Genomic DNA, 12,652 nt, shown 5'->3' with positions numbered 1-12,652 from the left:
CGTGGAACACGTGTGAAATTGGAAAAACTATGTTTGATGTAGCAATTATAGGTGGGGGACATGCTGGTCTTGAAGCTGCTTGGGCCGCTGCTCAATTCGATTTAAAGGTTGCGATCGTAACGATGCCAGGGGTAAGTATTGCTTCAGCTCCCTGTAACCCAGCAGTTGGTGGTGTTGGTAAAGGTCAGGTAGTTCGTGAGATTGATGCCCTTGGCGGCATTATGGGTAAGCTTGCAGATCGCAGCGCTATTCAATACCGTACATTAAATGAGTCAAAAGGTTACGCTGTCCAGTCGACACGTGTCCAAATCGATAAAGAGGTCTATGCAAGAAATGCAGAAGCTGAGGTCGCTGCTAATAAGAATATCACCGTTATTCGTGAAATGGTGGAAAGGGTTAGTAAAGACCAAGAGCAGTTTCTCATTAAGACAACTGAAGGCGAGTATCTCTCTAAGAAGATTGTTGTAACAACAGGAACTTTCCTTGCTGGTAAAATGCATACAGGTGAGGAGCAGTCTGATGGCGGACGTGTTGATTGTCTAAAGGCCGATTCTCTAGAGAATATCTTTGTGGGTGTTACTGCACTTAAAACAAGGTTTAAAACAGGAACTCCTGCTAGGTTGAAACGTGATTCTATCGATTTTTCAAAGATGGTAGAGCAGGAAAGCGATATCAATGCTGTTAACTTCCACTATGGACATGATCTTAATGAGAGGTTTATTGAGCAAGTTTCATGTCATTTAACAAAGACTAATGAAAAGACCCTTGGGATTATACGTGAGAATAAAGAGAGAAGTCCTATTTTTAATGGTCAAATTAAAGGCGTTGGTCCTAGGTACTGTCCTTCTATTGAAGATAAGGCCTACCGTTATGAAGAAAAAGATATTCACCATGTTTTTGTTGAACCTGAATCACATGAATTAGATACCTTTTATCCAAATGGTATCTCTACATCTCTTCCACGTGAAATTCAGTTGGATTTCATTAGAACAATAGAAGGCCTAGAGAATGCAGAGATTGCTGTCTATGGCTACGCTGTAGAATATGATGTTGTTGATACAACATGCTTAGATCGAACTCTTCAGTCCAAGGAAATGCCAGGATTGTACTTTGCAGGACAAGTGAATGGAACATCTGGGTATGAAGAAGCTGCAGGACAAGGTTTGATTGCAGGGATAAATGCAGCGAGGTCTATAATAGGTGCAGACAAATTCATTCTTGATCGTGAAGATTCATATATTGGTGTTATGGTAGAGGATTTAGTTTCTAATAAGAGAGATGAGCCTTATCGTTTATTTACTGCTAGAAATGAGAACCGTCTTTACGTACGCGAGGATAATACAATTCTACGTATGAAAAAATACCGTCAGGAACTGGGTCTTTTCGCAGAAGTTGATCGCTACCAGGATAAGTTTGAAAGAAGCTTTAATATTATATGGAGTGTAGCGAAGAACTATACGTATAAAGCTAACCCAAAGAATAAAGAATATTTCAAAGACATGGGTTATGGGCCGCTTAATTCAAATATAACTCTTGCTGAACTTTCAAAGAGAGCACAACTTAATCCAGTAGATGTTCTCACTAGAGAATTGAGTGAGAATAATATGGCCTTCGATCCAAATGTGATTCGCACAGTAGCTATCTCTCTTAAGTATGAAGGATATATTGATCGAGCATTAGTCGAAAATGCTAAGATTAATCGCTTAAGTAAAAAACCTATTAATTGGGAGCAATTAGTTGCAAGTGAGAATATCTCTTTCGAATGCCGCCAACGTATAACAGAAATTAAACCAGAAAGCTTTGGACAACTCCAGAGAATAGTAGGTATTAGACCTGCGACCTTGGCCTTTGTGGCAGGAAATATTTTATGATGAAAGATACTGAGTTTTGCCAAAAGTATTTAGAACAAATCAATGGCCCTTTTGCTGGTATTAATCTTACAAGAATTAATACACCAGAAGAGTTCCACGTGAAACAATATGTTGATAGTGTTAAACCAATCGAAGAAGTAGAGTCGCTAAAAAAGATCTATGACAAGACTGAGATTCATGTGGATATCGGTTTTGGTGGAGGTTTTCCATTACTGCCTTTAGCAAGTCTTAACCCTGACAAAAAGTATATTGGATTTGAAGCTAGAGGGAAAAAATCCAAAGTCGTTAATCAAATTGCTGGGGCCATCGGTTTAGATAATGTTAAGACATATCATCAGAGATTCGAGCACGTATACTTTGACCGTGATTGCACAATTACATTCAAAGCTGTTTCGACTATTGAAAATCTGCTTCCTAAGATTATCACTGATAAGAAAGTTAACGTGATCTTTTACAAGGGACCAAATTTCTACGAGCTTGAAGATCTTGATTGGCTCGGTGGTAAGTGGGATATCATAGAGGAAACATTGGTTGATATTCCTGGTACTGAGGGGCGTATGATGATTGCTCTTAGAAACAAGAATGTTCTACGTGGAACAGAAATTAACAATTTTCGAAAAAATAAAAATAAAAATCTTGTCACTTTGTCCTCATTTCTTTAAAAATATAGTAACAACTATATATATGGGGAGACATAAATGGCTAAAATTATTGCACTCATGAATCAGAAAGGTGGTGTTGGTAAGACGACAACCACAATTAATCTAGCAGCCTGCCTAGCAGTAGCCGAGAAAAAGACTCTGGTAATTGATCTAGACCCGCAGGGTAATGGTAGTGTTAGTTTAGGACTTGATTCATCGCAGCATACAAATAGTAATGTATATCATGCAATGATTGGAAGAACTGATATTCGTGAAGCAATTTATGAAACAGAACTTCCTAACTTACATATTTGTCCTTCTGACAATAATCTATCTGGTGCCGAGATTGAATTAGTATCTGAGTTTGCACGTGAGTCTAAGTTAAAGACAGCTTTCATGCCTATTATGGACTCATATGACTACATCCTAATCGATTGTCCACCATCATTAGGTCTTCTAACTGTAAACGCTCTAAACGCGGCTGATAGCTTTATCGTGCCAATGCAAACAGAGTATTTAGCGATGGAAGGTCTTGCTCAATTAATTAATACAGTAAAACTAATAAAAGCGAATTTAAATCCAGCATTAGAAATGGACGGAATCGTCCTTACTATGTTTGATGGAAGAGCTTCTCTTCATAAACAAGTTTCTGAAGAGATTAGAAGGCACTTCGGCGATAAAGTGTTTCAAGCGGTAATACCTAGAAACGTAAAACTTGCCGAGTGCCCATCTTTTGGGAAACCAATCATTCTTTACGATATTGAATCAAAAGGTTCTGAAGCTTACCTTGCTCTAGCAAAAGAACTTATTATTAAAGATCGTGCTCAATCAGTAGAAACTCAAAATGGACTACCAGAGGTGCCTTCAGTTGATAATGTCGACAATACACTTCAAGGTAATATTCAATAGGTAAGGGGAAGAGAAAATGGCAAAGAAAGTAGCTCTAGGTAAAGGTATGGGTTCTCTTTTAGGTGGAACAAGTGGTTCTTCTAAAGCATCGAAAGCGCAAGCTGCATTTTCAGATCTCCAAAAGGTAGCGGCAGAAAATCAACCTGATAAACCGGTACAAAGAGAAGCAGCAGTACAAGTTGAAACGAATCCATCAATGTTGGATATTACATCAATTCATGCAAACCCAAATCAACCACGTAAAATATTTAAAGAAGAAGAACTTCATGAGCTATCTAACTCAATTAAGGAAAATGGTGTTATCCAGCCTTTAATTGTTGTTAAAGCGGATGAAGGATATGAACTTGTAGCTGGTGAAAGAAGATTAAGAGCTTCAAAACTTGCTGGCCTAACTCAGGTTCCTGTTGTCATTAAAAGAGCAACTGATCGTGAAAAAATGGTTATGTCGATCATTGAAAACGTTCAACGTTCAGATCTTAATTGTGTAGAAGAAGCGCTAGCTTACTTTGGATTAATGGAAGACTACAACCTGACACAAGAAGAAGTTGCAAAGAAAGTAGGAAAGGAAAGATCAACAATTGCTAACTTCCTACGTATCCTTAAACTACCTCGTGATGTTGTCGATTTAATTCAAAAGGATCAGCTATCTTTTGGTCATGCTAAAATTTTAGCAGGTGTTAAAGAAAGAGAAGATTGTATTCGCATTGCAAATAAAGCAGCTGTAGATAATTTATCAGTTAGAGAAACTGAAAAACTAATTAAAGCTTCTAAGCGTGCACCAAAAGAAAAGAAAGAAGAGGAAGAAAACTTTGACTTCTTCAATGGCAAAATGTCTCAATACAGAGAGAAGCTTGAGCAGCGTACTGGGTACCACTTTGGTATTAAGACAAATAAGAGTGGCGGTGGTGAAGTCGTTCTTAAATTTGCTAATGAAGCTGAATTTAATGATATCTTTGAATATCTTTTAACTAATAGATAAAAATCGGTCCTATGGGACCAGTTGGATTTAGTCTTAACTGGTCCTATAGAACCAAATAATGAAATAATTAAATTGGTCCTATAGAACCACCATGGAAAAAAGGTAAAGAGTATATGACACAAGGAACAATGGCAGCAATTATTGAAGATGGTTGTAAGCTTGAAGGCAATATTACACTTAATGGTGTTGGACGCATTGCAGGAATTGTGAACGGAACAATTTATTCTAATGATACAGTAATTATTTCAGAGGCCGCTGTTATAAATGCAGATATTATTGCTGATGTAATTATGATTAGTGGTATCGTAAAAGGTGATATTAAAGCGACTTCTCGCGTTGAAATTATCAAGCCAGCTCGCTTTGAGGGGACTATCACAACTCCTTCGCTGATTGTTGAAGATGGTGTTATCTTCCATGGAACAACGAAGATGCATGATGACAAATAATTAAATAAATTTGATTATTTACACCTTAATTAAAAATTAACAAACATTCAGAAATAACCGGTTTATCTTGACGATAGGCCATATAAAGTTTAATTATTAGTGAACTTTTAACCAATCATCTAGATGTAATTTGGAGTAGTCACTAATGGATACTATTCTTACAGTATTAAAATCACTACAAATCGATTCAACTTTATTCATTCAATTAGCTATTGTTACTGTTTTGTACTTTGTAACAAGAAACTTAATTTGGTCTAAGCTTCAAGATATTCTTGAAAATCGTGAAGCAAAAACGACTAAAATGGAGTCAGGAGCAGAGGAGAAAACTCGTCTAGCAACTGAACTTGAAAAAGAATATAAAGTGAAAATTGAAAGTGCTCAATCAGAAGCTTTTTCTATCATTCAAGCAAAGAAAGAAGAAGTAACAAAGCGTGAAGCTGCAAAGGTTAAAGAACTAGCAGATAAACTTGAGTCTCAACTAAACGCTGAGAAAAATGAGTACGCTAAAGAATTAGAAGAAAAGAAAGTTGCCGTTATGAAAGATGCGGAAGAACTATCGTCACTTCTTGTAAACAAAATCGTTCAGTAAATTATTTAAGGATAGGGTAAGCAATGAAATTTTTATTAGCTTTAATCATTAGTAATGTTGCTCTAGCTGCTGGTGGTGAGTACCGCGGTGGTCATTTAAGTGATCTTCTAGTTCCTGCAATTAACTTCACAATTGTGTTTGGTTTTATTGCGTGGAAGATGATCCCATTTATGAGCAAATCATTCACAGAAAAATCAGAAAACATTAAAGACTTAGTTGAGTATGCAGCAAAGAAAGATGCTAAGGCAGAACAAGAGCTACAAGCTTCAAAAGCTAAGATCGATAACATTCAAGCTGAAAAAGAAAAAATCATTTCAAATGCAAAAGTAGATAGCGAAAAGTTTGAACAAAAATTTGTTGAAGAAATGAAAGCATCAATGGAAAAAATGGAAAAAGATTCTGAGCATAAATTAGAGTCTGAAAAGAAAATGATGCTTAAAAGTCTTAACGAATCACTTTTAGATGAAGTTATTAACAAGACTAAAAGTACAATTCATAAAGATGAAAAATTATCAAATAAAGCAACTAGTAATTTAATATCAAGACTATAGTTCTAGGGTAGTAAAATGAAAGATAAGAATGTAGCCAAAGCGTATGCAAAAGCGATTTACAACCTAGGTAAAGAGTCAAATCTTGACGTTGCTAAAGAATTAACAACACTTACTGAAGTAGTTAATGAAAACAACAATCTTGAAAACGTAATGTTTCTTGATGTTTTCACTGCTGAAGAGAAGATAGCTGTTGTTAATGAAGTAATGGCAAAATTAGGACTTTCTCAAGTTGTTAAATCATTTATTAATTTCCTACTTCAAGAAAAAAGAATTGGTCTAATGCCAATTATTTTTAAAGAAGTAATCGTAATGGATGATCATGAAAAAGGTTTCATGAGAGGAACAATCGAGGGTAGTGCAGATTCAATTGATACAGAGTCTCTAGATAAAATTAAATCTTTTATCAAAAAAGAGCTTGGTTCAGAGCCTGAATTATCATACGTAAAAAACGAAAAAATTACTGCAGGTGTACGAGTGACAGTTGAAGACTATCAAATCGATGCGTCTGTAGATAAACAACTTAATACTTTAAAAGAATCAATTATAAATGGTTAAAAGCCAATTATTGTAGAGGTAAATGATGTCAATGAATCCAGAAGAAATTACGAGCATTATCAAAGACAGAATTGCTAACTTCGAAACTAAACTACAAGTTGATGAAGTAGGTACAGTTCTAACTGTTGGTGATGGTGTTGCTAGAATTTTCGGTCTTAAAAATGCTATGGCCGGTGAACTTGTAGAGTTTGCTACAGGTACAAAAGGTATGGTTCTAAACCTTGAAACTAACAACGTTGGTGTTGCTATTCTAGGTGATGATCCAAAAATCACAGAAGGTTCAACAGTTAAAAGAACTGAGAAGATCGTTGAAGTACCAGTAGGTGACGCTCTTCTAGGTCGTGTTGTTGATGCTATTGGTAATCCAATCGATGGACAAGGTGAAATCGTTTCTGAACACTCAAGACGTGTTGAAATTAAAGCTCCAGGTATTCTAGCTAGAAAGTCTGTACACGAGCCACTTCAAACTGGTATCAAAGCGATTGATTCAATGATCCCAATCGGACGTGGTCAACGTGAGCTTATTATTGGTGATAGAAAGACTGGTAAAACAGCTGTTGCTATCGACACAATCATCAACCAAAAAGGTAAAGATGTTATGTGTATCTACGTTGCTGTTGGACAAAAGAACTCAACAGTACGTCAAGTACAACAAAAGCTGAAAGAAGCTGGTGCTCTTGATTATACTATCATCGTATCTGCTACTGCTTCTAACTCTGCACCACTTCAGTACCTTGCTCCATACACTGGTTGTACAATGGGTGAGTACTATAGAGATAGCGGTAAGCACGCACTTATCGTTTATGATGATTTAACAAAACAAGCACAAGCATATCGTCAGCTTTCACTTCTACTAAGAAGACCTCCAGGGCGTGAAGCATTCCCAGGGGACGTTTTCTACTGTCACTCAAGACTACTAGAAAGAGCTGCAAAACTTGCTGATAAAGACGGAGCTGGTTCACTAACTGCTCTTCCAGTTATTGAAACTCAAGAAGGTGACGTTTCTGCATATATTCCAACTAACGTAATTTCGATTACTGACGGTCAGATCTTCCTAGAAGGTGACTTATTTAACTCTGGTATTCGTCCAGCTGTTAACGTTGGTATTTCAGTATCACGTGTTGGTGGTTCTGCTCAGATTAAAGCAATGAAGAAAGTTGCTGGTACACTAAGACTAGATCTTGCTCAGTACCGTGAGCTTCAAGCATTCGCTGCATTCGGTTCAGATCTTGATGAAGCAACTCAAAAACAACTTTCAAAAGGTGAAAGACTTGTTGAGCTACTTAAGCAAGCACAATACACACCTTACGATGTTATTGATCAAGTTGTATCTGTTTATGCTGGTACAAAAGGAATGTTTGACTCTGTTCCTGTAGAAAGAGTAAGAGACGCAGAGAGAGATCTAATTGATCACTTAAATGCATCACACTCTGAGCTTATGACTTCTATTAGAAATGATAAAGCAATCTCAGGAGAGAATGACGGTAAATTAGCTACTGTTATTAAAGAGTTTATCGCAAGTAAGAACTACTAATTATTGAGGAGCCATAATGGCAAATATTAAGGATCTTAAAAAGAAAATCAAAAGTACAAAGGGTACTTTAAAGATTACGGAAGCAATGAAACTTGTTTCAGCTGCAAAGCTAAACAAGGCTCAGAATGCAATTCTGAATGCTCGTCCTTATGCAAATGAATTAGAAGATTCAATTAAGACAATTTCTGCCTTAGTTGAAGATTACAATCACTCTTTCTTACAAGATAACGAAAGTAAGAAAGAGGTTTTACTTGTGATCTCATCTAATAAAGGTCTTTGTGGTGGTTATAACTCTGGACTTGCAAAAGTAGTTAAGAACTATGTTGCAAATCATGAGGATCCATCAAATTTAGAAGTACACTTTATTGGAACTAAAGTTAAAGAACTTGTTGAGAAACTTGTTAATGTTGGTGAGTTTTATGAGTTTGAAAAAGCTGAACCTCAACATCATGAAATTTCAGAATTAGCTTCAAAGCTATCAGCACTTTTCTCAAGTGGTGAAGTAGGAAAGGTAAGTATCGCTTATAATATTTTCTATTCTGCAATTTCAATTGAGCCAACAGTTAAGCAAGTTCTTCCAATGACTTTAGATTCATCTGAGAGAGAAGAGCTTAAGGAAAAGTATCCGTTTGATTTTAGATACAACCCGAATGCAGAAGAAATTCTTAATGGCCTTATTCCTGAGGCATACACAAGTGCAATGTGGACAGCAATGTTAGATGCTGTTGCAGCAGAGCATGGATCACGTATGTCAGCAATGGATAGTGCTGTTGGAAACTGTAAAGATGCAATTAGAACATTAACTTTAAAAATGAATAAATTGAGACAAGCTGCTATTACAACTGAACTAATTGAAGTTGTTTCTGGTGCTGAGTCCCTCAATGGTTAAGGAGCGTAGAATGTCACAAGCAAAAGGTGTTATTCGTCAAGTTATGGGTCCTGTTGTAGACGTTGAATTTGCTGATGGAAATTTACCGGAAATCTATAACGCCCTTTTAGTTACAAACAAAACAATTAGCGACAAAGAAAATAACCTTGTTCTTGAGGTTGCAACTCACCTTGGTGATAACGTTGTTAGAACGATCGCAATGGACCAAACAGAAGGTCTTTCAAGAGGTCTAGTTGTTACTGACTCTGGTGCTCCAATTCAAGCACCTGTAGGACGTGAATGTCTTGGTCGTATCATCAACGTAGTTGGTGAGGCGATTGATGAAGCTGGTGAAATTGGAAATAAGAAATCTTATTCAATTCACAATACAGCTCCATCATTTGAAAACCAGTCGACAAAACTTGAGCCATTCTTTACTGGTATTAAAGTTATCGACCTTCTTGCTCCATACCTAAAAGGTGGAAAGATTGGTCTATTCGGTGGTGCTGGTGTTGGTAAGACAGTTCTAATTATGGAACTTATTAACAACATTGCAACTCAACACGGTGGTTTCTCAGTATTCGCAGGTGTTGGTGAAAGAACTCGTGAAGGTAACGATCTTTACGAAGAAATGAAAGAGTCAGGGGTTATCGATAAGACTGCCCTGGTATATGGTCAGATGAATGAGCCACCAGGTGCACGTGCACGTGTTGCTCTTACTGGTCTTTCTATTGCAGAATATTTCCGTGATGAAGAAAAGCAAGACGTTCTTTTCTTCGTTGATAATATCTTCCGTTTTACACAAGCAGGTTCAGAGGTTTCTGCCCTTCTTGGTCGTATCCCTTCTGCCGTTGGTTACCAGCCAACTCTTGGTACAGAAATGGGTGCTATGCAGGAGCGTATTACTTCAACTAAAGACGGTTCTATTACATCTATTCAAGCAGTATACGTTCCAGCCGATGACTATACGGATCCGGCTCCAGCGACTACATTTGCTCACTTAGATGCAACAACAGAACTTAACCGTTCAATTGCTGAAAAAGGTATTTACCCAGCGGTAGACCCTTTATCATCATCTTCAACAATTCTATCTCCAGATATTCTTGGTGAAGATCACTATGCAGTTGCTAGACAGGTTCAAGAGATTCTTCAAAGATATAAAGAGCTTCAAGATATCATTGCTATTCTTGGTATGGATGAGCTTTCTGAAGATGATAAAGTACTTGTTGGTCGTGCTAGAAAGATTGAGAAGTTCCTTTCTCAACCATTCTTCGTTGCTGAGCAATTCACTGGTATCCCAGGTCAGTTCGTAGACATCAACGATACTATCAAAGCATTCAAAGCTATCTTAGCAGGTGAGTGTGATGAAGTACCTGAGCAAGCGTTCTACCTAGTTGGTAACCTAGATATGGTATACGAAAAATGGGAACAACTTAAAAAGGATGCGTAAGCAAAATTGACTGGCCAAGGCCAGTCTATTGTTTGCTTCGCAAGCTCCCCTTGTAAGGAGCATGCTTTTTTCGAGAGCGAGGGTTTAGGCCCGAGCGGTTCGAAGTAGGAGCAAAATATATAATGCTTTATAATAAGGATTAAATGATGAGTAACTTTGTTGTAAATATATTAACGCCTAGCTCAGTTGTAGCGAAGAATGTACCGGCAGAATCAGTATTTATCCCAACTCTAAAGGGTGAAATTGAAGTTCTAGCAGGTCACACTCATATTGTTGAAAAACTAGCTACAGGTAGCGTTGCAGTTCACGGTGATGATCAAGAGAGATTTTTCACTGTAACTAATGGTATAGTAAAAGTTTTAAACGACGAAATTACTATCCTTTCATCGACTTCTGAAGAAGATAATCAGATTGACGAAGAAAGAGCTACTAATGCACTAATTTATGCTCGTGAAAAACTGAAAGATACTTTAACTGACGAAGAATTAGTTAAATACCGTCGTAAGGTTGAAAGAGCGCAGCTTAGATTACAACTAGTTAAGCAAATTTCTAAATAGATTTAATACTATTTGAAATATAAAAGGGCCCCGTAATTCGGGGCCTTTTTTGTATCGGCAATATTTGCCTCTTAAGCTTTAAAATAAGTAATAATGCGAAAATAGAGCTAATGATAAAGCTTCTAATTTCACTATTATTCTTAATTTTTCAAGTAAGTTCTTCAGCACTTACTGGAAGCGATATAATTCGTCTCAAACCTAAGAATTTTGAAACGAAGGAATTAAATTCATTCAACTTTTCTGATATTTATTCTGACACAATTAACTTGAGATCATCTGGCGTTAAAAAAATTAACAAGCATGGAAATCCAAAGGCAATTGAGAATGCAAAAGATAAAGCCAAGAAAGAAGAGATGGTCTTCTTTACATACGGTGATGATGAAAAGAAAAAAGTGAATAAAGCTAAACCGGTCCTAAGACCGACTGTAGCATTGAAGAATAAGGCAAGAAGAGCAGTCGGAAAGCCTAAAAACTATAAGCCTATAATTGATTTCTCAAGTTTTATACAATCAGCTGCGAAACGCACGAAAGCGGCTTCTACGTTTAATATTAAGCTTAGAGAGTTCAATCATAAAGGCCCATCAAAGAATAATTTAAGCGATTATGACTTAGTGCCTAGTTATAATTTAAATGAATTACTAACTGATGCAGGTTCTTCAATTATCAAAGTACCAATTGCTCCAGATGATAAGTTTTCTACATTTAGAGCATCTGTAGCTGCTCGTGGAATTATTCGTACAAATTTTGAATTAAGTGCTCGAAGTGATACGACATTTGATATTCCTGTAATCAGTGCAGATTACCTCGATAAAATTCTTGAAAAGAATAAGATAAAAGAGGAAACGGGTGCACATATTTTAGTTGATCTTGGAAGTAAGATTGATACATCAACATTTACGGGTAAATTTAAAAAGAAAATATTTTTAAATAAGAATTTTAAGCAAATCGAGCCAGGTGGATCGTTTGTCTATGAGCTATACTTAGATGTTGAACTAGGTAATCACTTAATTAAATACATGGACTTTAAAGGAAAGGTTGCTCAAAAGATCATCCATCTTGTTCAAGATGAAATGACTTATGAAGCACCATATTTACTGAGTTCAAAGGCCGTTAACTTCTCTGTTTTTGAAGAAAATCTTGCTGCTAAAACACTACAACAAATGAATCTTGATGCTAAAAGTATTAACTACTTTAACCGAGATATTAAACCAACGAAAGTTGGCCTTAATCGTTACAAATTAATCGCACCAATTCGTGAAGCAGGATTTAAACACTATTTAGAAGTTGGAAAAGAGACACCTGTTTTTGTTGGTTTTGATGATATTAAGAAGATTGTCATACCATCACTTGAATATATCGATTATTTAAAAGAATTATTCCAAAACTATGCCGATAATGGAGCATGTGTAATCCAAATAAATTTAGATCGACCTCTTGTGAACTTTGAAGCCTATATGTCTTCGCTTAGGCCATCAGGATCTTATGATTTCTACTATATGGATAAAGATGGAACAGTGAGTGCTGAAATCACAGGGCTAACAGAGAAGGTCTTTGTGATCTCTCATGATTACGGAATTCTTAATACGAAAATTGATTCAGGAAATGGAAATATTAACTATATGCAAAGCTTTTGTACTGAAGGTTTATATATTATTGAACACATCTAGTTTGAGAGAAACTACTAGATAAAATGAGGAGATTT

General features: G+C 36.4%; 13 protein-coding genes. All 13 read left to right on the top strand.

The window, feature by feature from the left end; all coding sequences use genetic code 11:
* The first annotated feature begins 29 nt into the window (after positions 1-29).
* On the top strand, positions 30-1,871 hold the full coding sequence (gene mnmG / locus ACN5L8_RS14670) for a tRNA uridine-5-carboxymethylaminomethyl(34) synthesis enzyme MnmG (protein WP_419173371.1): 1,842 nt from the start codon (positions 30-32) through the stop codon (positions 1,869-1,871).
* On the top strand, positions 1,868-2,533 hold the full coding sequence (locus tag ACN5L8_RS14665; protein ID WP_419173370.1) for a 16S rRNA (guanine(527)-N(7))-methyltransferase RsmG: 666 nt from the start codon (positions 1,868-1,870) through the stop codon (positions 2,531-2,533). Before mnmG ends, ACN5L8_RS14665 begins: the two co-directional genes overlap by 4 nt.
* A gap of 36 nt (positions 2,534-2,569) precedes the next feature.
* Complete coding sequence (locus ACN5L8_RS14660) at positions 2,570-3,421, top strand: ParA family protein (protein ID WP_114705991.1); 852 nt, start codon at positions 2,570-2,572, stop codon at positions 3,419-3,421.
* 16 nt (positions 3,422-3,437) lie between these two features.
* Positions 3,438-4,400 (top strand): ParB/RepB/Spo0J family partition protein, encoded by a 963-nt coding sequence (locus tag ACN5L8_RS14655; RefSeq protein WP_419173369.1) that lies wholly within the window; start codon positions 3,438-3,440, stop codon positions 4,398-4,400.
* Positions 4,401-4,513: 113 nt separating this feature from the next.
* On the top strand, positions 4,514-4,846 hold the full coding sequence (locus tag ACN5L8_RS14650; protein ID WP_114705989.1) for a bactofilin family protein: 333 nt from the start codon (positions 4,514-4,516) through the stop codon (positions 4,844-4,846).
* A 145-nt stretch (positions 4,847-4,991) separates the two neighbouring features.
* Positions 4,992-5,435 (top strand): hypothetical protein, encoded by a 444-nt coding sequence (locus ACN5L8_RS14645; protein WP_114705988.1) that lies wholly within the window; start codon positions 4,992-4,994, stop codon positions 5,433-5,435.
* Between the two features lie 23 nt (positions 5,436-5,458).
* Complete coding sequence (locus ACN5L8_RS14640) at positions 5,459-5,986, top strand: hypothetical protein (RefSeq protein WP_419169005.1); 528 nt, start codon at positions 5,459-5,461, stop codon at positions 5,984-5,986.
* Between the two features lie 15 nt (positions 5,987-6,001).
* On the top strand, positions 6,002-6,541 hold the full coding sequence (gene atpH / locus ACN5L8_RS14635) for an ATP synthase F1 subunit delta (protein ID WP_419169006.1): 540 nt from the start codon (positions 6,002-6,004) through the stop codon (positions 6,539-6,541).
* A 25-nt stretch (positions 6,542-6,566) separates the two neighbouring features.
* The gene (gene atpA, locus ACN5L8_RS14630; RefSeq protein ID WP_419169041.1) at positions 6,567-8,075 is read left to right on the top strand and encodes a F0F1 ATP synthase subunit alpha; all 1,509 of its coding nucleotides are present in this window, start codon (positions 6,567-6,569) and stop codon (positions 8,073-8,075) included.
* A gap of 16 nt (positions 8,076-8,091) precedes the next feature.
* Positions 8,092-8,964, top strand: coding sequence for an ATP synthase F1 subunit gamma (gene atpG / locus ACN5L8_RS14625; protein WP_419169007.1), 873 nt, complete (start codon positions 8,092-8,094; stop codon positions 8,962-8,964).
* Between the two features lie 10 nt (positions 8,965-8,974).
* Positions 8,975-10,393 carry a F0F1 ATP synthase subunit beta gene (atpD, locus tag ACN5L8_RS14620; protein ID WP_419169008.1) on the top strand — a complete coding sequence of 473 codons (1,419 nt, stop codon included), beginning with the start codon at positions 8,975-8,977 and terminating at the stop codon, positions 10,391-10,393.
* A 146-nt stretch (positions 10,394-10,539) separates the two neighbouring features.
* Entirely contained in the window at positions 10,540-10,950 is a 411-nt protein-coding gene (atpC, locus tag ACN5L8_RS14615; RefSeq protein ID WP_419169009.1) for an ATP synthase F1 subunit epsilon, read from the top strand.
* A gap of 110 nt (positions 10,951-11,060) precedes the next feature.
* Positions 11,061-12,617: a hypothetical protein gene (locus ACN5L8_RS14610; RefSeq protein WP_419173368.1), complete on the top strand. Its 1,557-nt coding sequence runs from the start codon at positions 11,061-11,063 to the stop codon at positions 12,615-12,617.
* Positions 12,618-12,652: the final 35 nt, after the last annotated feature.

It is taken from the genome of Halobacteriovorax sp. (assembly GCF_048381875.1).
Taxonomy (GTDB): domain Bacteria; phylum Bdellovibrionota; class Bacteriovoracia; order Bacteriovoracales; family Bacteriovoracaceae; genus Halobacteriovorax_A; species Halobacteriovorax_A vibrionivorans.
This window is presented reverse-complemented; position numbering and strand designations above follow the sequence as displayed.

Excerpts from the sequence above, each read along its gene's own strand:
- mnmG (WP_419173371.1), top strand. The coding sequence starts at position 30 with ATGTTTGATGTAGCAATTATAGGTGGGGGACATGCTGGTCTTGAAGCT.
- ACN5L8_RS14665 (WP_419173370.1), top strand. The coding sequence starts at position 1,868 with ATGATGAAAGATACTGAGTTTTGCCAAAAGTATTTAGAACAAATCAAT.
- ACN5L8_RS14660 (WP_114705991.1), top strand. The coding sequence starts at position 2,570 with ATGGCTAAAATTATTGCACTCATGAATCAGAAAGGTGGTGTTGGTAAG.
- ACN5L8_RS14655 (WP_419173369.1), top strand. The coding sequence starts at position 3,438 with ATGGCAAAGAAAGTAGCTCTAGGTAAAGGTATGGGTTCTCTTTTAGGT.
- ACN5L8_RS14650 (WP_114705989.1), top strand. The coding sequence starts at position 4,514 with ATGACACAAGGAACAATGGCAGCAATTATTGAAGATGGTTGTAAGCTT.
- ACN5L8_RS14645 (WP_114705988.1), top strand. The coding sequence starts at position 4,992 with ATGGATACTATTCTTACAGTATTAAAATCACTACAAATCGATTCAACT.
- ACN5L8_RS14640 (WP_419169005.1), top strand. The coding sequence starts at position 5,459 with ATGAAATTTTTATTAGCTTTAATCATTAGTAATGTTGCTCTAGCTGCT.
- atpH (WP_419169006.1), top strand. The coding sequence starts at position 6,002 with ATGAAAGATAAGAATGTAGCCAAAGCGTATGCAAAAGCGATTTACAAC.
- atpA (WP_419169041.1), top strand. The coding sequence starts at position 6,567 with ATGTCAATGAATCCAGAAGAAATTACGAGCATTATCAAAGACAGAATT.
- atpG (WP_419169007.1), top strand. The coding sequence starts at position 8,092 with ATGGCAAATATTAAGGATCTTAAAAAGAAAATCAAAAGTACAAAGGGT.
- atpD (WP_419169008.1), top strand. The coding sequence starts at position 8,975 with ATGTCACAAGCAAAAGGTGTTATTCGTCAAGTTATGGGTCCTGTTGTA.
- atpC (WP_419169009.1), top strand. The coding sequence starts at position 10,540 with ATGAGTAACTTTGTTGTAAATATATTAACGCCTAGCTCAGTTGTAGCG.
- ACN5L8_RS14610 (WP_419173368.1), top strand. The coding sequence starts at position 11,061 with ATGATAAAGCTTCTAATTTCACTATTATTCTTAATTTTTCAAGTAAGT.